The organism is Rhodococcus sp. S3 (assembly GCF_058211795.1).
This window is the reverse complement of the sequence record NZ_CM177074.1, coordinates 165340-186804: the sequence shown is the minus strand read 5'-3', so window position 1 is coordinate 186804 and position 21465 is coordinate 165340. Positions and strand designations below refer to the sequence as shown.

General features: G+C 68.6%; 24 protein-coding genes. 9 read left to right on the top strand and 15 right to left on the bottom strand.

Annotated elements, in window-relative coordinates; genetic code table 11:
* Window positions 1-58 precede the first annotated feature (58 nt).
* On the top strand, window positions 59-2224 hold the full coding sequence (locus AC0LPE_RS00905) for an N-acetylmuramoyl-L-alanine amidase (RefSeq protein ID WP_490605443.1): 2166 nt from the start codon (window positions 59-61) through the stop codon (window positions 2222-2224).
* A gap of 25 nt (window positions 2225-2249) precedes the next feature.
* Here the strand turns inward: AC0LPE_RS00905 and AC0LPE_RS00900 are convergent, their stop codons facing one another.
* Window positions 2250-3086, bottom strand: coding sequence for an HAD family hydrolase (locus tag AC0LPE_RS00900; RefSeq protein WP_490605442.1), 837 nt, complete (start codon window positions 3084-3086; stop codon window positions 2250-2252).
* 55 nt (window positions 3087-3141) lie between these two features.
* Window positions 3142-3957 carry a lysophospholipid acyltransferase family protein gene (locus AC0LPE_RS00895; protein WP_016692615.1) on the bottom strand — a complete coding sequence of 272 codons (816 nt, stop codon included), beginning with the start codon at window positions 3955-3957 and terminating at the stop codon, window positions 3142-3144.
* Between the two features lie 63 nt (window positions 3958-4020).
* On the opposite strand from AC0LPE_RS00895, the gene AC0LPE_RS00890 reads away from it, so the two are divergent.
* Both AC0LPE_RS00890 and AC0LPE_RS00885 read left to right on the top strand, forming a co-directional pair.
* Entirely contained in the window at window positions 4021-4836 is an 816-nt protein-coding gene (locus AC0LPE_RS00890) for a hypothetical protein (RefSeq protein WP_160876648.1), read from the top strand.
* A 52-nt stretch (window positions 4837-4888) separates the two neighbouring features.
* On the top strand, window positions 4889-6439 hold the full coding sequence (locus AC0LPE_RS00885) for a Rieske 2Fe-2S domain-containing protein (RefSeq protein ID WP_088896832.1): 1551 nt from the start codon (window positions 4889-4891) through the stop codon (window positions 6437-6439).
* Window positions 6440-6453: 14 nt separating this feature from the next.
* Here AC0LPE_RS00885 and AC0LPE_RS00880 read toward each other — a convergent pair whose 3' ends face one another.
* Window positions 6454-7656: an MFS transporter gene (locus tag AC0LPE_RS00880; protein WP_423659543.1), complete on the bottom strand. Its 1203-nt coding sequence runs from the start codon at window positions 7654-7656 to the stop codon at window positions 6454-6456.
* A 92-nt stretch (window positions 7657-7748) separates the two neighbouring features.
* On the opposite strand from AC0LPE_RS00880, the gene AC0LPE_RS00875 reads away from it, so the two are divergent.
* Window positions 7749-8249 (top strand): PaaI family thioesterase, encoded by a 501-nt coding sequence (locus AC0LPE_RS00875; RefSeq protein ID WP_088896834.1) that lies wholly within the window; start codon window positions 7749-7751, stop codon window positions 8247-8249.
* A 78-nt stretch (window positions 8250-8327) separates the two neighbouring features.
* On the opposite strand, the gene serS is transcribed toward AC0LPE_RS00875, so the two are convergent.
* Entirely contained in the window at window positions 8328-9590 is a 1263-nt protein-coding gene (gene serS / locus AC0LPE_RS00870; RefSeq protein ID WP_490605441.1) for a serine--tRNA ligase, read from the bottom strand.
* 11 nt (window positions 9591-9601) lie between these two features.
* Window positions 9602-9994, bottom strand: a complete 393-nt coding sequence (locus AC0LPE_RS00865) for an ankyrin repeat domain-containing protein (protein WP_230824126.1) — start codon at window positions 9992-9994, stop codon at window positions 9602-9604.
* A gap of 36 nt (window positions 9995-10030) precedes the next feature.
* Between AC0LPE_RS00865 and AC0LPE_RS00860 the strand changes: the two genes are divergently transcribed.
* Window positions 10031-11089, top strand: a complete 1059-nt coding sequence (locus tag AC0LPE_RS00860) for a septum formation family protein (RefSeq protein WP_490606401.1) — start codon at window positions 10031-10033, stop codon at window positions 11087-11089.
* A gap of 13 nt (window positions 11090-11102) precedes the next feature.
* Entirely contained in the window at window positions 11103-11441 is a 339-nt protein-coding gene (locus AC0LPE_RS00855; RefSeq protein WP_490605440.1) for a metallopeptidase family protein, read from the top strand.
* Between the two features lie 27 nt (window positions 11442-11468).
* On the opposite strand, the gene AC0LPE_RS00850 is transcribed toward AC0LPE_RS00855, so the two are convergent.
* The 9 genes from AC0LPE_RS00850 to AC0LPE_RS00810 all read right to left on the bottom strand — a co-directional run bounded on the left by AC0LPE_RS00850 (window position 11469) and on the right by AC0LPE_RS00810 (window position 18242).
* On the bottom strand, window positions 11469-11630 hold the full coding sequence (locus AC0LPE_RS00850; protein ID WP_016933301.1) for a hypothetical protein: 162 nt from the start codon (window positions 11628-11630) through the stop codon (window positions 11469-11471).
* A gap of 122 nt (window positions 11631-11752) precedes the next feature.
* Window positions 11753-12040 (bottom strand): putative quinol monooxygenase, encoded by a 288-nt coding sequence (locus AC0LPE_RS00845; protein ID WP_490605439.1) that lies wholly within the window; start codon window positions 12038-12040, stop codon window positions 11753-11755.
* An 87-nt stretch (window positions 12041-12127) separates the two neighbouring features.
* Window positions 12128-12526 (bottom strand): NUDIX hydrolase, encoded by a 399-nt coding sequence (locus AC0LPE_RS00840; protein ID WP_443208690.1) that lies wholly within the window; start codon window positions 12524-12526, stop codon window positions 12128-12130.
* Between the two features lie 49 nt (window positions 12527-12575).
* Window positions 12576-13334, bottom strand: a complete 759-nt coding sequence (locus tag AC0LPE_RS00835) for an SDR family NAD(P)-dependent oxidoreductase (RefSeq protein ID WP_490605438.1) — start codon at window positions 13332-13334, stop codon at window positions 12576-12578.
* Window positions 13335-13357: 23 nt separating this feature from the next.
* A complete protein-coding gene (locus AC0LPE_RS00830) occupies window positions 13358-14515 on the bottom strand; it encodes an acyl-CoA dehydrogenase family protein (RefSeq protein WP_490605437.1) in 1158 nt (385 codons plus the stop codon).
* An 8-nt stretch (window positions 14516-14523) separates the two neighbouring features.
* Window positions 14524-15507 (bottom strand): NAD(P)H-dependent flavin oxidoreductase, encoded by a 984-nt coding sequence (locus tag AC0LPE_RS00825; protein ID WP_106200813.1) that lies wholly within the window; start codon window positions 15505-15507, stop codon window positions 14524-14526.
* 39 nt (window positions 15508-15546) lie between these two features.
* Window positions 15547-16200, bottom strand: a complete 654-nt coding sequence (locus tag AC0LPE_RS00820) for a TetR/AcrR family transcriptional regulator (protein ID WP_016691833.1) — start codon at window positions 16198-16200, stop codon at window positions 15547-15549.
* 31 nt (window positions 16201-16231) lie between these two features.
* A complete protein-coding gene (locus AC0LPE_RS00815) occupies window positions 16232-16993 on the bottom strand; it encodes a 3-hydroxyacyl-CoA dehydrogenase (RefSeq protein WP_016691832.1) in 762 nt (253 codons plus the stop codon).
* Window positions 16994-17048: 55 nt separating this feature from the next.
* Window positions 17049-18242, bottom strand: a complete 1194-nt coding sequence (locus AC0LPE_RS00810) for a thiolase family protein (protein WP_490605436.1) — start codon at window positions 18240-18242, stop codon at window positions 17049-17051.
* A gap of 172 nt (window positions 18243-18414) precedes the next feature.
* On the opposite strand from AC0LPE_RS00810, the gene AC0LPE_RS00805 reads away from it, so the two are divergent.
* Together AC0LPE_RS00805 and AC0LPE_RS00800 are read left to right on the top strand one after the other, a co-directional pair.
* Entirely contained in the window at window positions 18415-19392 is a 978-nt protein-coding gene (locus tag AC0LPE_RS00805) for an NADPH:quinone oxidoreductase family protein (protein WP_490605435.1), read from the top strand.
* 10 nt (window positions 19393-19402) lie between these two features.
* Window positions 19403-20182, top strand: coding sequence for an enoyl-CoA hydratase (locus AC0LPE_RS00800; RefSeq protein WP_490605434.1), 780 nt, complete (start codon window positions 19403-19405; stop codon window positions 20180-20182).
* Between the two features lie 61 nt (window positions 20183-20243).
* On the opposite strand, the gene AC0LPE_RS00795 is transcribed toward AC0LPE_RS00800, so the two are convergent.
* Complete coding sequence (locus AC0LPE_RS00795; RefSeq protein ID WP_490605433.1) at window positions 20244-20819, bottom strand: TetR/AcrR family transcriptional regulator; 576 nt, start codon at window positions 20817-20819, stop codon at window positions 20244-20246.
* 70 nt (window positions 20820-20889) lie between these two features.
* Here AC0LPE_RS00795 and AC0LPE_RS00790 point away from each other — a divergent pair, with 70 nt between their 5' ends.
* The gene (locus AC0LPE_RS00790) at window positions 20890-21465 is read left to right on the top strand and encodes a dihydrofolate reductase family protein (RefSeq protein WP_016691827.1); all 576 of its coding nucleotides are present in this window, start codon (window positions 20890-20892) and stop codon (window positions 21463-21465) included.

The following is a 21465-nucleotide window of genomic DNA, read 5'->3' as shown; positions in this document are numbered from 1 at the left end:
GGGACGATCCGAAGTCGGAACCGTCCGCTGGAGCACCAACGACAGGGAGTAGCAAACAGTGCCGCATCGCCGCCCCAAGCCGTCGATCGTCCTGGGTGCCGTCGCCGCCCTGGCCGTCGCGACGCCCTTCGCCGTCACCGGGCTGACCAGCACCGCTCCCGAGATCCGGAATGCCAACGACACCGTCGAGGCAGTGGCACCCGATATCGCGGAAGTCGTGCTCGCCTCGGTGCCCGACCTGATCATCCCGCTCGAGGAACTGACCGGCCTCAACCTGCCGGACCTCAGCCTGAAGGAGATCGTCGACGGGCTCCCGCAGATCACGACTGCTCCCGACCCGAACGGCGGACTCGTCCAGCGCGTCGGTGCGACCGTCAAGGAACTCACCCGCGACACCCCGTTCAGCCTCGTCGCCCTCGCCGCCGAGGACGTCGCCGCCACCGACGCGCTCATCCGCGCGCAGCACGACGACGGCAGCTGGGGTCCGTGGACCGCGACCCAGCCGATCGAGACCCGCGCCGACGACGCCACGAACGAGGGACGCTCCGGCACGGAACCGATCTACGTCGGCGCCACGCGTGCGGTGCAGGTGTTGCTGACGCCGCGTCCCGGCCCCGAACCGAACCTCGCCGGCGCGGAGGCCCCGCCGGCACCCGAAGCCCCTGCTCCCGCTCCCGAGGCACCCGCCCCGGAGGCACCCGCCCCTGAGGCACCCGCTCCTGCAGCCCCTGCTCCCGAGGCCCCGGCGGAGGCCCCGGTCCCCGTCGACGAGGCACCCGCGCCGGTCGCTGCACCCGCAGCCGATGCGCCCGACCTCGGATACGTGCCCGCATCGTCGTCCAAGCCGCTGCGCGAGAATCCGCTGCAGGCAGCTGCCGAGGCGGTCAGCGCCGTGCTCATCTCGCCCGGCAGCAGCGAGGCCGACGCGCGACTCGAGGACATCGCGAGCCCGCTCGGCAACTCCGGCCTGAAGGTGATCACCCGCCAGCAGTGGGGTGCCGACGAGTCGATGCGCTGCCAGAACCCGACCTACGACGACTCCCTCGGTGGCGCGACCGTGCACCACACCGCGGGCAGCAACAACTACTCCAAGGCCGAATCGGCCGAGATCGTGCGCGCGATCTACGCGTACCACGCACGCACGCTCGGCTGGTGCGACATCGGATACAACACGCTCGTCGACAAGTACGGCCAGATCTTCGAGGGTCGCGCCGGTGGTCTCGAGCGCAACGTCCAGGGCGCCCACGCGGGTGGGTTCAACGAGAACACGCACGGCATCGCGATGATGGGCGACTTCTCGACCCAGGCCCCGCCGCAGGCCGCGGTGGAGTCGGTCGGCAAGTTCCTCGGCTGGCGTCTGGCCCGCGCGGGACTGAATCCCAAGGGCCGCACCACGATGTACTCCGAGGGCACGTCGTTCACCCCGTACCCGCGCGGTGCGGCGGTGGATCTGCCGATCATCTTCGCGCACCGCGACGTGGGCAACACCAGCTGCCCGGGTGATGCCGGCTACTCGCAGATGGGCAAGATCCGCGACATCGCCGCCGCTGCGGCGAAGGGCGGTGGCGGTGGCACTGCCCCGCAGCCGTCCAACCCGCAGCCCTCGAACCCCCAGCCTTCGAACCCGTCACCGTCGAATCCGTCACCGTCGAATCCGAAGCCGAACGTGCCGGACGTCAACGTCGGAGCGCTCGCCTCGGGCTCGGCCGACACTGCCGAAGGTGTCGTCGACGAACTGATCCGCCTCAGCGGCCACCCGCTGGTCCAGAAGTGGCTCGCCGAAGGCGGCGAACTCGGACGGCTCGGGCAGGCGGTGACCTCGATCCTTCCCGCGGTCAAGAGCGGTTTCGAACGAGTGAACTTCGTCAACGGTGCCATCTACACGTCACCGAACGGCGGCACGTGGACGGTACTCGGCGAGATCTACAAGGCGTGGGAGAAGAACGGACTCGACGCTGGTGAGCTGGGGTTGCCCACCAGCGACGAGTACCGGGTGCCGGACGGTTGGCGTTCGGACTTCGAGTTCGGCTCGCTGATCTTCAACGAGGTCACGGGTGTCGTCACCAAGGTGCTGCGCGCCTACGACGACGCCTACGACCAGGCGATGCAGGATCAGCCGGCCGACGTCGCAGGACCCGCACCCGAGGGTGCTCCTGCGCCCGAACCCGGACCCGAACCGGCACCTGCGCCGGAACCGGCACCCGAACCGGCGCCCGCGGGCTGACCCGCAGCGCACCGGTAGGAACGAGTCACCGCCACCACCGTTCGAGAACGCGGGCCACCCCGTCCTCGACGTTGGTGGCGGTGACTTCGTCTGCGACCGACTTCGCGTCCGGATGCGCGTTCTCCATCGCCACACCGTGACGCGCCATCGTCAGCATCGGGATGTCGTTGGGCATGTCGCCGAAGGCCGCGAGATTCTCGTGTGAGACGCCGAGCAGCCGGGCCATCTCCTGGAGACCGGACGCCTTCGTGACCCCCGCCGCGGAGATCTCGATGAGTCCGTGGGTCGTCGAATAGGTCACGTCGACCAGCCCATGCAGTTTCGGCACGAGAGCCTCCGCCATCTCCCGGCTGGTCGCGCCGGGGAGCCGGACGAGCAGCTTGATGGCGGGCTCACCGATCACCTCGTGCTCGGCGAGTTCGGTGTTGTCCGGATTCAGCCAGGCGTGCTCGTAACCGGGAGCGCTGACGAACTGCGGCGTCGCGGCGTCGTGGGCCCGCTCCCCCACCCGCTCCGCGGCCAGACCGCAACCGGGAAGTACCGACGAGGCCACCTCGGCGAGCCACGCCAGTTCGTCGACCTCGAGCACCGCGGCGCTGAGCACCCGGTCGGTGGAACTGTCGTAGAGCACGGCACCGTTCGCGCACACCGCCATCGGCGCGTAACCCAGCTCCTCGACCACCGGCGCGATCCAGCGCGGCGGGCGGCCGGTGGCCAGGACGAACGGAACACCGGAGTCGACGACCGCATGCACCACGGCGCGGGTCCGATCGGACACCTTCTCGGTGTCGTCGATCAGGGTGCCGTCCACGTCCGTGGCCACCAATCCGGGACGCGACGCGTCCGTGGACGCAGGACGCACCGCGTCCGTGCTGTGGTCCCGATACGGCTCTCGACTCGACTCTGCGTTCACTCCGTCATTGTGCCGAAGTACCGCGGTCGCCGCCTGCGTCGTCGTTGCCGCTACCGGCAGCACCTTCACGGGCGGCACGTTCGCGGGCCTTCCGCGCGCGGCGCTCGGCGGCCGCGGCCTCGTCCAGGGCGGTCGCCTCCTCGAGGGTCGGCGCGGATCCGCCCAGCCGGCGGGGCACCCAGTAGGCACCGGACTCGTGGGTGTAACCGTCCTGGACCCGGTGGAGCATCTCCTCCATGGTCGCGTGGAGCTGCGCGGTCATCTCCGCTGCCGGCTCGAACGGCTGGATGGGGGCGCCCACCTCGATGGTGATCGGGGTGTTCGTACGTCCGAGCCGCTTCGGGTGGCCCTTCGTCCACACCCGCTGCGACCCCCAGATGACCATGGGGACCACCGGGACACCGGCTTCGTTCGCCATCCGCGCCGCACCGGACCGGAACGCCTTGAGCTCGAAGCTGCGGCTGATCGTCTCCTCGGGGAACACGCCCACGAGCTGCCCGGCACGCAGCGCCTCCACGGCGAGTCGGTAGGACTCGCCGGCGTCGCCGCGGTCGACGGGGATGTGCTTCATCGCGCGCATCATGGGGCCGGAGACCTTGTGGTCGAAGACTTCCTTCTTCGCCATGAAGCGGATGTACCGCTTGGTGGCCCGGGCGGGGATCCCGGCGTAGGTGAAGTCCATGTAGCCGGTGTGGTTGATCGCGATGACCGCGCCACCCGTCGCCGGGATGTTCTCCGCCCCGGTGATCGAGAATTTCAGCCCTTGCGCTGCGAAGAGCGTGCGGGCGACACCGATGATGGTCCGATAGAAGGGTTCCACGCCGGTCAGCCTAGCGGGGCCCCGGTGGAGGAACGACCGTGATCATCGTCGAAAGGCAAAGCTGTGCGCACCCTCCCCCGAAAGCCCGACGTACTCGCACTCGCCGGCCTCGCCGTCGCCGTCGTCCTCACCGTCACCGGTTGCGAGGGCGACGGGCAGTCCGGCATCCCGTCCGAGAGTCCGGAGCCGAGCGCGGTGGACACCGTCGAGGAGACCACCACCCCCGCCGCGACGCCCACGGTGGTCGTCGGGGACGTCCCCGGCAATCCCGCCGCCACCGCGGCGCTGCAGGCGTGGACGAACGACCTCGCCGGCGGCGTCGATGTGGTGGGCAGGTGCTGGACGATCGCCCCGGAGCGGGCCCGGCAGATGTACGCCGACGTCGACGCGATCACCGCCGCGGTGCAACAGCCGGGCAGGGACGGCCAGTACGCGGTGACGTGGTCGGCCGGCGGCATCGACGTGTCCGTCCTGCGCAGCGAGATCGCGTCCGGCTACGCGTGCCCGTACGTGAACCCGACCGGTGCGCCGGGCTACACCGACGAGGACGCCCGCTACGCCGTCGAACGATTCCTGGGACGGGCGATCGGTGAGCCGGTGCACCCGGACGACACCGAGGAGCGGTACCCGCTGGTGTGTGAGGCGCGGGGCACATGGGATCCGTGGGGTACCGGGAACCCGGGCGTGCCGCCGCTGGCCACCGATCCCGACGTCCTCGGCGACCTCGAATCCTTCGACGCCGCGGCCGCCTCCGTCACGCCGATCTCGGAGGCGTACACGAGTGTGACGATTCCGATCGTGGAGGCCGACACACCCCGTGACCTGGTGGTCCTGCTCACGACGGGGAGCAACGGGTACTGCCTGGGCGCAATGGACTGACGGGCGGCGCCTACCCTGGTAGGCGTCGGTCAGCACGTCAGGAGGGTACGAAGTGCAGATCACCAGCGTCGGACACGCCGGTTTCCACATCCAGACCGAAGCGGGGTCCATCCTGTGCGATCCGTGGGTCACGCCCGCGTACTTCGCCTCGTGGGTGCCCTTCCCGGACAACACCGGTCTCGACTGGGACGCTCTCGGCAACGTCGACTACCTGTACGTCTCGCATCTGCACAAGGATCACTTCGATCCCGACACGCTGAGCAAGCACGTCAACAAGGACGCGACCGTCCTGCTGCCCGACTATCCGGTGCCGGACCTGCGTCGCGAGCTCGAGAAGCTCGGCTTCTCGAAATTCTTCGAGACCACCGACTCCGTCAAGCACACGGTGAGTGGGCCCGAGGGCGATCTCGACATCATGATCATCGCGCTGCGCGCGCCGGCCGACGGACCGATCGGCGACTCGGGCCTGATCGTCTCCGACGGCGAGTCGACCGTGTTCAACATGAACGACGCGCGGCCGATCGACATGGACGTCATGCACGAGGCGTTCGGGAAGATCGACATCCACCTGCTGCAGTACTCGGGCGCCATCTGGTACCCGATGGTCTACGACATCCCGAAGAAGACCAAGGCCAACTTCGGCAAGCAGAAGCGCCAGCGCGGCATGGACCGTTGCCGCAGCTACATCGACCAGGTCGACGCGACGTGGATCGTGCCGTCCGCCGGTCCGCCGGTCTTCCTCGACGACGACCTGCGCGACCTCAACGACGACCACGGCGACGAGGGCAACATCTTCCCCGACCAGCAGGTCTTCCTCGAGCAGCTGCGCATCCACGGCCGCGAGGGCGGTCTGCTCATGATCCCGGGTTCGGTGGTGGATCTGAAGGGCAGCGAGCACATGACGCTCACGCACCCGATCCCCGACGAGCAGGTCGAGGCGATCTTCACGAACAAGGCCGTCTACATCGAGGACATGGCGCAGCGTTTCGCTCCGGTGATCGCGGCGCAGAAGGCGGCCTGGGCGCCCGCCGAGGGCGAGCCGCTGCTGCCCGCGCTCAAGGCGAAGTTCGAGCCGATCATGGCGCAGTCCGATCTCATCTGCGACGGCATCGGTTATCCGGTGGGTCTGGTGATGGGCGACGAGACCGTGGTGCTCGACTTCCCGAAGCGCGTCGTGCGCGAACCCATCGAGGGAGAAGGCAAGTACCGCTACGGTTTCCGCATCGCTCCCGAGCTCGTGCGCACGGTGCTGCGCGACGACGAGCCCGACTGGGTCAACACGATCTTCCTGTCCACCCGGTTCACGGCCTGGCGCATCGGCGGATACAACGAGTTCCTCTACACCTTCTTCAAGTGCCTGACCGACGAGCGCATCGCGTACGCCGACGGCTGGTTCGCCGAGGCACACGACGACTCGGCGTCGATCGAGTTGGGCGGCTACGAGATCCAGCGTCGCTGCCCGCACCTGAAGGCGGACCTGTCGAAGTTCGGTGTCGTCGACGGCACCACGCTGACCTGCAACCTGCACGGCTGGCAGTGGGATCTCGAATCGGGCCGCTGCAAGACGTCGAAGGGTCACGAACTGCGCAGCACCAAGCTGTGATCCGCACCCGGTAGTCACCGCTCCCGTTCGGTCGCGGCGGGTCGCGCCGCGGGCAACAGCCTCGGCGCGACCACGCCCAGCCCGACCAGTGGGAGCACCGTCACCGCGACCAGCACCGCCATCGGCAACCACAGCGAGCCGAGCGCGTAGGCGGCGAAGATCGCCACCGACAGCACCTCGCTCGTCAGGCCGACGACGGACGAGACGGTCGCCCGGGCACGACCGGACATCGTGTCCTGCAGGCGCGCCTCGGCGACGATCGCCGTGTTGTGCAGAGCGCCGTAACCCACACCGATCGCCGTGAACCCGGCGATCCCTCCCGCGAGGGCACCACCGGCGATCAGTACCGATCCGACCATCACGACGGCACCCATGGTGCGGCCGCTCATCGTCGCCGTCCGTCCGGCGGTCGCGGCACCGACCACCTGCCCGACGGCCGTCAGCGCGACCAGCACCGGCACGAATCCGGTCTCCGCTCCCGATTCGCGTGCGAGGAGAGCGAAGTACTCGTCGAAGGCAAGGCAGGCGAGCAGCGCGGCCGCGAGGACGACCGATCGTCGCACCGCCCGGTCGGTGCGGATCTCGGACGTGCCGGCCCGCAGCGACGACATGTAGCGGACGAGGACGGTGTCGCCGCTGCCGGCGATCTCGTCGGCCTCCTCCACCTTCGGTGCAGCCGGAAGCGTTCCCACGAGCGCGATGTCGACGACGGTGATCGCGACCGAGACCCAGCCCACGAGCGCGTACCCACCGAGTTCGAACAGCGGTGCCGCCGTGAGGATCGCGACGAAGACACACGTCATCTCACCCGCGTTGGCGTATCCCATGATCGCCGCGTACCGGTGTTCGCACCCGCGCGCGGCGAGTTCGTCGTAGACGAGGGCCTCGAAGGTGCCGGATTTCATCGACTCGCTGATGCCCCACAGGACGAAACCGAGCGCGAACCCCCAGTAACCGGGCCAGATCAGCCACGTCGTGAACGCGGCGGTGAGGAGGGCGCCGCTGCCGAACAGCAGACCGCGACGGGAGACGGTGTCGGCCCACGCACCCGACGGCACCTCGGAGACGAAGGCAACCACGGACCACAGGACGAACAGCGACGAGATCGAGCGGGTGTCGAGACCGTGATCCTCGAACAGCAGCGCGTACAGGCCGTAGAGCGGCACGAACTCACGGACGGACGCGTACGCGACCACCCGCGCGGACAGCGAGGTCACCGGATCGGATCAACATCGACGGCGCATGCAACGAGAATGGCACGCCCGGCTCCACATGTCACCCCTCCGGAGGTGGGATACGGTCGGTCATCGTGAGCACGGACGAGCAACAGCAGCGGCAGCGTACCTACACGTGGGAGGACCCGGCACCGACGTCGGCGGCCAACCGCGACATGCACGGACTCGACTTCCTGCTCGGGCTGATCGACGGGACGATCCCGCACCACCCCACCTCCCGCACGCTCGGCTTCACCGTCACCGATGCCGGCGAGGGCTTCGCCGAGGTCACCCTCGAGCCGCAGGAGTTCCACGCCAACGCGGTGGGCAGCATCCACGGCGGCGTGCTCGCCACCCTCTTCGACACCGCGATGGGCTTCTGCGTGTCGAGCACTCTCGAGGCCGGGGTCGGGTACACGACCCTCGACCTGCAGGTGCGCTACGTCCGCCCGGTGCAGACCGGTAAGGGCGTCATCCGTGTGCAGGGTTTCTGCGAGCACACCGGACGTCGCACGGCGACGGCGCGCGGCGAGGCCCGCGACTCCGAGGGCCGCCTGCTCGCGACGGGCTCGACCACCTGCCTGATCCTGCGCTGACAACTGCATCCCTTACGAAAATGGCTTCCCGCTACGGCAATTGCCGTAGCGGGAAGCCGATTCTGTAGCGGATGAAGATCAGCCGGCGGGTTCGAGCACCTCGCGTCCCACGAACGGGACGAGGGCCTCGGGCACCTTCACCGAACCGTCGGCCTGCTGATGGTTCTCGAGCAGCGCCACGAGCCAACGGGTGGTCGCGAGCGTGCCGTTGAGGGTCGCGGCGGTCTGCGGCTTGCCGTTCTCGTCGCGGTACCGGACGTTGAGGCGACGCGCCTGGAAGGTGGTGCAGTTCGACGTCGACGTGAGCTCGCGGTAGCGCTCCTGCGTGGGCACCCACGCCTCGCAGTCGAACTTGCGGGACGCCGACGACCCGAGATCTCCGGCGGCGACGTCGATGACGCGGTACGGCACGTCGATGGCGGCGAGCATGTCGCGCTCCCAGGCCAGCAGACGCTCGTGCTCCGCCGCGGCCTCCTCGGGCCGGCAGTAGACGAACATCTCGACCTTGTCGAACTGGTGCACGCGGATGATGCCGCGGGTGTCCTTACCGTAGCTGCCCGCCTCGCGACGGAAGCACGACGACCAGCCCGCGTAGCGCTTCGGCCCCTTCGACAGGTCGAGGATCTCGCCCGAGTGGTAGCCCGCGAGCGGCACCTCGGAGGTGCCCACGAGGTAGAGGTCGTCCTCCTCGAGCCGGTACACCTCGTCGGCGTGCTGGCCGAGGAAGCCGGTGCCCTGCATGACCTCGGGACGCACGAGCACGGGCGGGATCATCATCGTGAACCCGTTCGCGGTGGCCTTCTGGGCGGCGAGCTGCAGCAGACCCAGCTGCAGCAGCGCGCCGTAACCGGTGAGGAAGTAGAACCGGGCACCGGAGACCTTGGCGCCGCGCTCCATGTCGATGAGCCCGAGCGACTCGCCGAGCGCGAGGTGGTCCTTCGGTTCGAAGTCGAAGGTGGGCAGCTCGCCGACGGTCTCGAGTGTGACGAAGTCGTCCTCGCCGCCGGCGGGCACGCCGTCCTGCACGACGTTGGAGATCGCGAGGTGCGCGCGATCGAAGGCCTCCTGCGCGGCGTGCTGCTCGGCCTCGAGTTCCTTGACCTTCGCGGCCAGCTCCTTGGCGCCGTCGAGCAGCGCGGGGCGTTCCTCGGGGGACGCCTTGCCGACCTTCTTGCCCAGGGCCTTCTGCTCGGCGCGTGCGTTGTCGCCTGCGAGGACCGCGGCGCGACGGGAGGCGTCGGCCTCGAGCAGCACGTCGACGAGGCCCGGGTCCTCTCCCCGCATGCGCTGCGACTCGCGGACGGCGTCGGGATTCTCGCGGAGGAACTTGAGGTCGATCACGGAATCGAAGCCTACCGCTGCCAGAGTTCCAGGTAGTCGTCGCGCCCGAACATCTTCGCTGTGTCCTCCGCGGTGGGGTGCCCGTGATGCGGGTCGGCGCCGGCCTCGGCGAGCACCCGCACCACTGCCTCGACACCCTTGAAGACCGCACCCGCGAGAGGTGACTGGCCGCGGTCGTTGAGCCGGTTCACGTCGGCTCCCCGCTCGACCAGGGCCTGTACGGCCTCGGCATGACCGTGGTAGGACGCCAGCATGAGCAGCGTGTCGCCGGTCTCGTTGGTGAGGTTCACCGGCACCCCGGCATCGACGTACGCGGTGAGGGTCTCGACGTCTCCCTGGCGGGCGGCGTCGAAGGTCTGCTTGGCGATCTCGAGAATCTCGGGATCGATCGGGTCGTCGACCATGAGCCGAAACTACCTGCGTCCACTCGAACAGGCATGATGGAAGTGATGGCCGAAGACAACAAGCCCAAGCCCGACCGGCGCCCGCCCTCGGCGCGGTTGACCCGACGCGCCCTCGTGCTCGTCGCGGCCGGTGCCGTCCTGGCGGCGATCGCGACGTTCGTCGTCGCGGGGTTCCAGGGCGCCGACGGCGGGGACGACAGCGCCGGCGCCGGCATCAGCACGACCGGCGCGGTCGCGGGGGAAGCGTTCGGTACTGCCACCGCCGGCGATTGCCTGACCTGGAGTGCTCTCGACGCGAGCGACCTCACGAAGGTCGACTGCGCCGAGACGCATCTGTTCGAGGTGGTCGCCGACATCGACCTGAGCCTGTATCCCGGCACCGAATGGGGACCGGGATCACGCTTCCCGTCGGTCACGCGTTTCACCGAGCTGCGCGACGAGCAGTGCGCACCCGCCGCGATGGACTATCTCGACGGCCGGTTCGACCCGCACGGCAAGTTCAGCATCGGCCTCATCAACCCCGGCGAGGCGGGCTGGGCGGCCGGCGAGCGCACGCTGCGGTGCGGTCTGCAGTTCTCGTCGACCACCGGCAACCTGCTGCCCATCAAGGGCCGGGTCGCCGATCAGGACCAGTCGCGGGCCTGGGACGTCGGTGTCTGCATCGGCATCAACAACGGTGTGCCTGCCGACCCGGTGGAGTGTTCCAAGCCGCACGCCTTCGAGGTCGTCGCGGTCGTCGACCTCGGTGGGCAGTTCCCCGGCGGGCTGCCGAGCATCGAGGACCAGGACGGCTATCTCGAGGAGACCTGCACGCGCCTGGTCGACGAGTACCTCGGCGACCCCGAGGCCCTGCGCAACAAGACCCTCACGCTGTTCTGGGACAACCTCGACTACGACAGCTGGCTCGCGGGCAGCCGCAAGGTGAACTGCTCGATCGGCAAGCAGGTCGAGGGAGGCGGCTTCTCGTCGATCACCGGCAGCGCCAAGGGCGACATCCTCATCGACGGCCAGCCGCCCGTGCCGCCGCCGCCCGTGCCGGAAGGCCGGTCGCTGCCGACGCCGTTGCCGGGCGCCGTTCCCCTGCCGGGGTCGTGACGTGCCGGTACACATGGAGGACGAGCACTTCGAAGAGCTCGTCTCGGAAGCGCTCGACGAGATCCCCCGCGAACTCGCGCGGGCGATCGACAACGTCGTGGTCCTCGTCGAGCCGCGCCACGAGGAAGAACCCGACCTGCTGGGTCTGTATCAGGGCGTCGCGCTGACCGAGCGCGACAGCCACTACGCGGGATCGCTACCGGACACGATCACGATCTACCGCGACGCGATCCTCGACATCTGCGAGAGCGACGACGACGTCGTGCACGAGGTACTCGTCACCGTCGTCCACGAGATCGCGCACTATTTCGGAATCAACGAAGAGCGCCTCCACCAGCTGGGCTGGGGCTGAGGCGCTCTTCGCGATCGGTACCGGGTGCTACTTGTTGCGGGCCGCGGTCGCCTTGTCGAGGCGGGGTCCCTTGGCCTTGCGCTGACCGAAGTGCGGGCTGAGCGTCGAAACGACGAACATGATGACGGTTCCGACAGCGACGACGGCCACGGTGAGCCACACGACGATGACGCCGAAGAGTTCCAACATGCCCGGTTACCTCCACAGTCGATGTCACTTCGAGGCAAACGGCACACGTCCGCCCCGGGGGTCACCCTACCGTCCGCGTTCCGCCGGGTGACGACCGACTCCGCCCGCGCTCCGGTGGGGACTCAGAGGGTGGTGAAGTGCTCGAGCTTCGGTGCTCCCGCCAGGAGGGGTCCGAGGTCGGTGATGGCGCCCTCGCCGGCGCGGAACTTGCGGTAGGCGGCGTCGTGCTCGGCCGAGCGCCACTTCTCCACGACCACCCAGCGGGCCTCGTCCTTCTGATCCACGAGGATCTCGATGCCGTCGCATCCGTCGAACTGTCGCGTCTCGTCGAGCACGCGGGTCATGACCTTCTTCGCGTCGTCGAGGGAGTCGGCCTTGAATTCGAGTTCGAGCAGAGCGGTGAGCGCCATGGGAGACCTTCCGTGATGTGCGATGTGACTGCCCTCACCACATTTCCCCATGGATGAGAACTGCGCAATACCTCTGTGAAAACAGGATTATCGGGAGGCCGACGCGAGAGCGGGAAGGACGTGGTGCTCGAGCAGCGGCGCGAGATCGCCGGGGAGCGGAAGGGCGGCCGGGTCGAGCCAGCGCGTCTCCGCGATCTCCGCGGCGGCACCGGCGACTTCCACGAGCGGGTGTTCGTAGACGGTTCCTTCGAGCCGGTAACCGGGCTCGTTGGCGGCCTCGGCGTCGAAGACCCCGACGAGACGCAACGACGACAGATCCAGTTCGGCGCCCAGTTCCTCGGCGCACTCGCGCACGGCGGTCTCGGCCGGGGTCTCCCCCGGATCCGGCTTGCCTCCGGGCAGCATGAACCGCGACGTGTTCCGCTTCCGCACGGTGAGCACCTCACCGGCGGCGTTGCGGAGAACGACGGCGCTCACTCTGATCACACGGTCACGAATCGCGGGATGCTGGTTCACCGGACCATCCTAGGACCGGTCAGAACATGCTGTAACCACCGTCGATGAGCGTCGTGCTGCCCGTCTGGAAGGACGACGCATCGCTCGCGAGATAGACGGCGATGCCTTCGAAATCCTCCGGGGTGCCCCACCTGCCGAGCGGCACGCGGCCGATGACGTTCGAGTTGAAGGCGTCGGATTCCTGCAGCGGACCTGTCATGTCGGTGGCGATCCAGCCCGGCAGCACGCTGTTGACCCTGATCCGGTGACGCGCGAACTCGACGGCACAGCCGTTCGCGAGCGCGAGTACCGCGGCCTTGCTCGCCGCGTACGGCTGGTTGCGTCCGGCGCCCTGCAGCGCACCGAGGCTCGACGTGACGATCATCGAACCCCCGGCGCCCTGCTCGACGAGCACACGCGAGGTCTCCCGCATCGTGAAGAACGCACCGTCGACGTTCGTGGCCATGACGTCGCGGTACCGCTCGGTCGTCGACTCGTGGAACTTCTGCAGCGACGATCCGATGCCGGCGTTGACCACGACGATGTCGAGCCCACCGAAGTCGTCGACGAGCGCCGCGACACCGTCGGTCACGGCCTGCTCGTCGGAGACGTCGACCGCGCGGGTGGCCACGCGGCCGGCGAACCGCCCGATGTCGGCCGCGGCCTTCGCGAGTTTGTCCTCGCTCCGGCCCCACAGAGTGACGTCGGCGCCGGCACGGGCGAGGCCCCGGGCCATGCCGAGACCGATCCCCGCGGAACCACCCGTGACGAGAGCGCGCCTGCCTGTGAGGTCGAACATCGGATCCCTCTTCCCTGAAACGATTACGCGTACCCGGCAGCGATGTCGCGGCCGATGATCTCCTTCATGATCTCCGAGGTGCCACCGTAGATCGTCTGGATGCGTGCATCGACGTAGGCGCGCCCGATCGGGTACTCCATCATGTAGCCGTACCCGCCGTGCAGCTGCACGCAGCGGTCGACGACGCGCTTCTGCAATTCGGTCGCCCACCATTTCGCCTTCGACGCATCCACGGGAGTCAGCTCCCCGGCGTTGAGGGCGAGGACGCACCGGTCGACGTGCGACTCGGTGATCTCGATCTCGGTGAGCATCTCGGCGAGCGCGAACCGGGTGTTCTGCAGGTCGCCGATGGGCTTGCCGAATGCCTTGCGCTCGAAGACGTACTGCGCGGTCCACTCGTAGGCGGCCCGCGCGGAGGTGATGGCGCTGACGGCGATGCCGATGCGTTCGAGCGCGAGGTTCTCCATCAGGTGCACGAAGCCGCGCCCCTCGGTGCCGAGGAGGTTCCCGGCGGGGACGCGGGCGTCCTCGAAGCTCAGCTCGGCGGTGTCCTGCGCGGCGAGACCGACCTTGTGGAGCTTGCGGCCCCGGCTGAAACCGGGGGTGTCGCGCTCGACGACGATGAGCGAGAAGCCCTTCGACCCCGCACTCGGGTCGGTGCGGCACACCACGATGACGAGATCGGAGTGGATTCCGTTGGTGATGAAGGTCTTCTGGCCGTTGATCACCCACTCGTCGCCGTCGCGCACGGCGGTGGTCTTCACACCCTGCAGGTCGGATCCGGCGCCCGGTTCGGTCATGGCGATCGCGCCGATTCGTTCGCCGGTGGCCAGTGCCGGCAACCAGCGCGCCTTCTGCTCCTCCGTGCCGAGATGGAGGATGTACGGGATCGCGATGTCGTCCTGCAGTGCGAGTCCCGCGCCGAAGGAGGTCGTGCCGGTGCGCGCGATCTCCTCCTGCACGATGTGCCGGAAGCGGTAGTCGGTCACGCCCGAACCGCCGAACTCCTCGGGTACGCCGAGGCCGACGATGCCGGACTTGCCCGCGGCGATCCACGCCGACCGGTCGACGAGGCGCTCCTCCTCCCACCGCTCGTAGTTCGGTTCGATCTCGCGGGCGAGGAACTCGCGCACGGTCTCCCGGTACGCCTCGTGGTCGTCGTCGAAATGGTTGCGTTTCATGGCTTCTCCTAGGCGTTCACGCGCGACATCATGCCGCTCAGACGCTCCGCGATGAGGCTCTCGGCGTCGGCGACGATGCGCTCGACGAGTTCTCCCGCGGTGGGGATGTCGTGGATGATTCCCTGGACGGTGCCGACCGTCCAGATGCCGGCCTCAGGGTCGCCGTTCTCGTAGACGAGGCGACCGCGGGCACCGGCGACGAGTTCGCGCACGTCCTCGAACTGCCCTCCGCGGTCGAGGATCTCGACGACCTCGCGGCTGACGGTGTTGCTGGCGACGCGCGAAGTGTTGCGCAACGGACGGAAGATGAGTTCGGTGTCGGTCTCGTCCGCCGCGACGATGGCTTCCTTGATGTTGCGGTGGATCGGCGATTCCTCGGTGCACATGAACCGGGTGCCCATGTTGATGCCGTCGGCGCCCAGTGCCAGCGCCGCGACGAGACCGCGACCGTCACCGAATCCGCCGGAGGCGATCATCGGGATGGTGATCTTCTCGGCTGCGGCGGCGATGAGCACGAGGCCGGGGACGTCGTCCTCACCGGGGTGCCCGGCGCATTCGAAACCGTCGATGCTGATGCCGTCGACACCGATGTCCTGTGCCTTGACGGCGTGCCGGACGCTGGTGCACTTGTGCAGCACCTTGATCCCGGCGGCGTGGAAGTCGGGCAGGTGCGGCGCGGGATTCGATCCGGCCGTCTCGACGATCTTCACGCCCGAGTCGATGATGACCTGGCGGTACTCCTCGTAGGGCGGCGGGTCGATCGCCGGCAGGATCGTGAGGTTGACGCCGAACGGCTGGTCGGTGAGTTCGCGGGTGCGCTCGATCTCCTTCGCCAGATCCTCGGGGGTCGGCTGCGTCAGAGCGGTGATCATGCCGAGTGCGCCGGCGTTGGCGACCGCGGCGACGAGTTCGGCGCGGCCGACCCACTGCATCCCTCCCTGCACGATGGGATGGCGGACGCCGAAGGTTTCGGTGAAGGCGGTGGTCAGCACGGCATGGACTCCTTGCAGTGGAGGCGGTTCGAAAGGCTCTCAGGCGGTCGGACGATGACCGACGATCCGCAGTGCGATCACGATGTAGCGCTGCGCGACCTGAGCGGGAGTGAGGGGACCGTCGAGCTGGTACCAGCGGACGATGGACTGGAACATCCCGAGGAGAGCACGCACGGCCTCCTCGACGTCGTCGACGTCGAACACCTGCTGGTCGACGCCTTCGCGCACCAGGTCGAGCATCATCAGCTCGAGACGTTTGCGGGTCGCGGCGTAGGTACGGCGGTTCTCCGGGGAGATGTGGCGCACTTCGGAATCCAGGCCCGAACGCTGTGCGCGATGGGTCATGTTCAGCACGATCGCCTCGACGGCGTTGACGAAGCGGGCGACCGGGTCGTCGCCGCCGTCCGCGACCGCGGCCGAGACACGGTCGATGAGGTCGAGGACGGCGGCGTCGAGCAGCGTGACGAGAACGGCTTCCTTGTTCTCGTAGTGGTAGTACAGCGCGGGCACCGTCACGCCGACCCGGCGGGCCAGGTCGCGGACGGTGGTGCCGTGGAAGCCGTTCTCGCTGAACGCTTCCAGGGCGTGTTCGAGGATGGGGTCGAGCCCCAGAGGCTGGAACTCCCGCCAGTCCGCGGACTGCACGTCCGCGTGGGGCGTGTCGGATTCCTCGGCCTCGTATGCCGGGGTCATCGACCCCCTCCTCTCACAGTCGGTGCTCGGGTCAGCGCGGAGCCATTCGGATCGCGCCGTCGAGGCGGATGACCTCGCCGTTGAGCATCGGGTTGGAGACGATGTGGGCGGCGAGGGCACCGTACTCGGACGGATCGCCGAGGCGGGCCGGGTGCGGAACCTGTGCACCGAGCGAGGCCTGGGCCTCCTCCGGCAGCGAGCCGAGCAGCGGGGTCTTGAACAGGCCCGGCGCGATGGTGACGACGCGGATGAGCAGCGACGCGAGGTCGCGAGCGATCGGCAGGGTCATGCCGACGACGCCACCCTTGGACGCCGAGTAGGCGGCCTGGCCGATCTGGCCGTCGAAGGCGGCGACGGAGGCGGTGTTGATGATGACGCCGCGCTCGCCGTCGATCGGCTCGGTCTTGGCGATGCGCTCGGCGGCGAGACGGATGACGTTGAACGTGCCGAAGAGGTTGACGTCGACGACCTTCTTGAACGCGTCGAGCGGGAAGGCGCCCTTCTTGCTGACGGTCTTGATCGCGTTGCCGATGCCGGCGCAGTTCACCGCGACACGCACGGGTCCGAGCGACTCGGCGACGTCGAGGGCCTCGGTGACGGCGGCCTCGTCGGTGACGTCGGCGGCGACGAAGCGGACGCGGTCGCCGAGCTCCTTGGCGATGGTCTCACCGTTGGACGACGGCAGATCGATGATGACGATCTGCGCGCCGTCGTTCAGGAGGGCCTTGACGGTGGCGAGACCGAGGCCGGAGGCACCACCGGTGACGACGGCGACGCTGTCGTTGACGATCATTGATTACCCTTTCGAGAGTGGTTGTGGTTCGGAGCTTTTCGGTACGTCGTCGACGTCAGAGACGTTCGATGATCGTGGCGTTGGCCATGCCCGCGCCCTCGCACATGGTCTGCAGGCCGTAGCGACCGCCGGTGGCCTCGAGGTGGTTGACGAGGGTCGACAGCAGGCGGGTACCCGACGACCCGAGCGCATGGCCGAGCGCGATCGCGCCACCCCACGGGTTGAGCTTGGCCGGGTCGGCACCGAGTTCGTGGGCCCAGGCGAGCGGCACGGGCGCGAACGCCTCGTTGACCTCGTAGGCGTCGATGTCGTCGATGCCCAGACCCGCGCGGGCAAGCACCTTCTGCGTGGCCGGGATCGGGGCGGTGAGCATGAAGACCGGGTCGTCGCCGGCGACGGAGAACGAGTGGAAGCGGGCGCGCGGGGTCAGGCCCAGCTTGTTCGCCATCTCCTCGCTCATGATGAGCGCGGCCGACGCGCCGTCGGTGAGCGGCGACGAGTTGCCGGGGGTGATGACCCACTGCGCCTCGGGGAAGCGGGCCGCGTACTCCTCGGTGTAGAAGGAGGGCTTGAGGCCGGCGAGACCCTCGGCGGTGGTGGAGGCGCGCAGCGTCTCGTCGACGGTGTGCTGCACCTGTTCGCCCGCGGCGTTCTCGACGGTGATCGGGACGATCTCCTTGTCGAAGTATCCGGCCTCGTAGGCGGCAGCGGCACGCTGGTGCGACTGCGCGGAGTAGGCGTCGAGGGCGTCGCGGTCGAACTTCCACTTCGCGGCGATGAGCTCGGCGGAGATGCCCTGGTTGACCAGGCCCTCGGGGTAGCGGGCACGCACGCTCGGGCCGTGGGTGTCCTTGCCGAGGGTGGCGGTGCCCATCGGGATGCGGCTCATCGACTCGACACCACACGCGATGACCAGGTCGTAGGCACCGGCGATGACGCCCTGCGCGGCGAAGTGCGCGGCCTGCTGGCTCGACCCGCACTGGCGGTCGATGGTGGTCGCGGGCACCGACTCGGGGAAGCCGGCGGCGAGGAGCGCGGTGCGCGAGATGTTGAGGGACTGCTCGCCGACCTGGGCGACGCAGCCGCCGATCACGTCGTCGACCTGCGCGGGGTCGATGCCGTTGCGCTCGACGAGCGAGCGCAGGACGTGAGCGAGGAGTTCGACGGGGTGGGTGCCGGACAGGGCGCCACCCGGCTTGCCCTTACCGACAGCGGTACGGACGACGTCGACGATGACAGCGTTGGTCATGACGATCCTTTCGAAAGTGCAGCGTGCGGGCCGGAGACGTTCCCAGCGGCGTACTTATCGATCGCTAAAAGCTCTACCACGGACTTAACGCTCGGTCAATGGTCTCTGAGAGCTAGCGCACGCTAAGCGACTCTGATAGTGATGGATCACGACCCGAGTCGAGGAGACGCCCGTGCGCGCAGCGCAATTGACCGAACACGCCGGCCCCGACGCCGTCCGCGTGACCGACATCCCCGAACCCGAGGCGGGCGATTCGCTCGTCCTCGTCGACCTGCACGCCTCCGGCGTGTCCTTTCCCGACCTGCTGCAGACGACCGGCGGCTACCAGATGGTCCGGCCGCTGCCGTGCGTACTCGGCGCCGAAGGAGCAGGCATCGTCCGCAGCGCACCCGAGGGCAGCGGCCTCACCGCCGGACAGCGCGTCGCCGTGCTGTCCATCGACGGATCGTGGCAGCAGACCGTCGCACTGCCGCGCGAACTGGTCTTCCCGCTGCCCGACAGCGTGTCCCTGACCGCGGGCGCCGGGATGCTCATGAACTACTTCACCGCACACTTCGCGCTCGACGAGCGCGCCCGGTACCGGGCCGGCGAGACCGTCCTCGTCCACGGCGCGGCGGGTGGTCTCGGAGTGGCGTCACTGCAGGTCGCGGCGGCGCTCGGCCTCGAGACGATCGCGGTGGTGAGCACCGAGGAGAAGGCCGCGGTGGCCAAGGCCAACCGCGCGACCCACACCGTCCTCGCCGAGGGGTTCAAGGACCGTGTCCTCGAATTGACCGGTGGGCGCGGGGCGGACATCGTGCTCGATCCCGTGGGCGGCGACCGCTTCACCGACAGCCTGCGCAGCCTCGCTCCGGGTGGGCGTGCGGTCGTCCTCGGGTTCACCGGCGGCAGCATCCCCACCGTGAAGGTCAATCGCCTTCTGCTCAAGAACATCTCGGTCGTCGGCGCCGGGTGGGGCGAGTATCTCCGTACCGACCCCGGCTACCCGGCGCGGCAGTGGGCCGCACTCGAACCGCTGCTGCGCGACGGGACGCTCGTCGTTCCCGAGCCCACCCTCCATCCCCTCGACGAGGCTCCGGCGGCACTGCGTTCGCTCGAGAACCGTTCCGCAACCGGCAAGGTCGCGCTCGACCTGACGTCCCGACCCTAGGAGAACAGCCATGACCGACGACCTGCCCGGTGTCGACACGACCGTCGACGACGGCGTCCTGCGCGTCACCCTGAACCGTCCCACGCGGATGAACGCCGTGAAGACCGAGACGCTCGACGCGATCGCCGACGCCTTCGAGAAGTACGCCGACGACGCCTCCGTGCGGGTCGCGGTGCTCACCGGCGTCGGTCGCGCGTTCTGTTCGGGCGCCGACCTCTCCGGACGTGACCTGAGCGCACCGCCCTCCGCCGACACGATCGACGCCGCCAACCGCGCGGTGGCCGCGATCCGGGCGTTCCCCCGGCCGGTCGTCGGAGCGGTCAACGGCGCGGCCGCGGGCGTCGGCGTATCGCTCGCTCTCGCATGCGATCTCACCGTCGCGAAGGAGTCGGGATACTTCCTGCTGGCCTTCACCCGGGTCGGTCTGATGCCGGACGGCGGTGCGTCCGCGCTCGTCGCCGCGTCGATCGGTCGTGCACGGGCGCTGAAGATGGCCCTGCTGGCCGAGCGACTTCCGGCCGGTGAGGCCCTGGCCTCCGGTCTCATCGCGGACGTCTACGCGGACGACGACTTCGACGGTGCCGTGGAGACTCTCGTGCAGCGACTCGCCGACGGCCCGTCGACCGCCTTCGCCTCGACGAAGAACGCGATCAACGACGCGACGCTCACCGAACTCGACCACGCCTTCGCCCGCGAGCGCGAAGGGCAGCTCGTCCTGCTCGGCAGCGCCGACTTCACCGAGGGTGTGACGGCCTTCCAGGAGAAGCGCACCGCGAACTTCCGTCGCTGAGCCGTCGACGATGTCGGTGGATCCGGCCCCGCTGAGCGGGGTCGGATCCACCGAAGTCGTTTCAGGCGTGGGGGATCACGCGTTCGACGGCCGCCCGCACCAGTTCGGCGACACGGTCCTCGTCGACGATCCCGGGGAGGGTGATCCGGTCGAGCACCAGCCAGTTCAATGAGAGATAGAGCAGCACGACGGCGTCCTCGCCGCCCGGCAGACCGGAGTGCCGGTAGTTGGCGATGTTGAAATCCAGGTCGGCGCGCACCCGCTCGGTGAGCAGGGCCTGCAGTTCGGGTCGCCGGGTGGCTTCGAGGCGTAGTTCGAGGAGCGCGAGGTAGCCGGCGCGGAACCGGATGAGCCGGTCGACGACCTCCGTCATCAGTTCGATCATGGATTCGCGGGTCTGCGGCGCCTGCGACTGTGCCATGACCTCGTCGGCGGGCAGGAGCCGCTCGTAGTAGCGGTGCCCCACCTGGACGAGCAGGTCGTCGCGGTTGGCGAAATAGTTCGACGCCGTCCCCGTCGGGACCCCGGCCTCCTTGTCCACCGCGCGGAAGGTCAGCCCTCGCGCACCGTCGCGCGCCAGCACCTCGATCGAGGCATCCAACAAGGCCTGTCGCCGTTCCGGATTCGTGCGAACCACTTGACACCACTCCATGTGTAGTACTACGTTCAAACCACTTCAATCATAGTACTACGAATGGTGGTCGAAGATGCGAAAGCTCGTCTACTACGTGGCAGTGACCCTCGACGGCTACATCGCCGGCCCGAACGGGGAGTACGACTTCTATCCGATCTGCGACGACATGACCGCGGCGATGAGCGCGAGATATCCCGAAGCCGTTCCCACCGCGCTCCGCGAACAGATCGGTATGCCGGTCGACACGCCGAACAAGGAATGGGACACGGTGATCATGGGGCGCGGTGCCTACGAACCCGGTCTCTCGCTGGGACTCACGAGCCCGTACAGCCACATGCAGCAGTACGTCGTGTCCCGCACTCTCGCGCCGGTCGACGATCCGCAGGTCCGGATCGTCGACACCGACCCGGTCGAGCTGGTCCGAAAGCTGAAGGCGGAAGAGGGGCTCGACATCTGGCTCTGCGGTGGCGGCAACATCGCAGGGCAGCTGGTCGACGAGATCGACCGGCTGATCTTCAAGAGCTATCCGGTGATCGCGGGCGACGGCATCCCGGCACTGTCGGGCAACTTCGTCCCCACGCGATTCGACGTCACCGCGCGCGAGGAGTTCAGCAACGGCACGCAGGTCACCTGGTTCGACCGCCGCTGA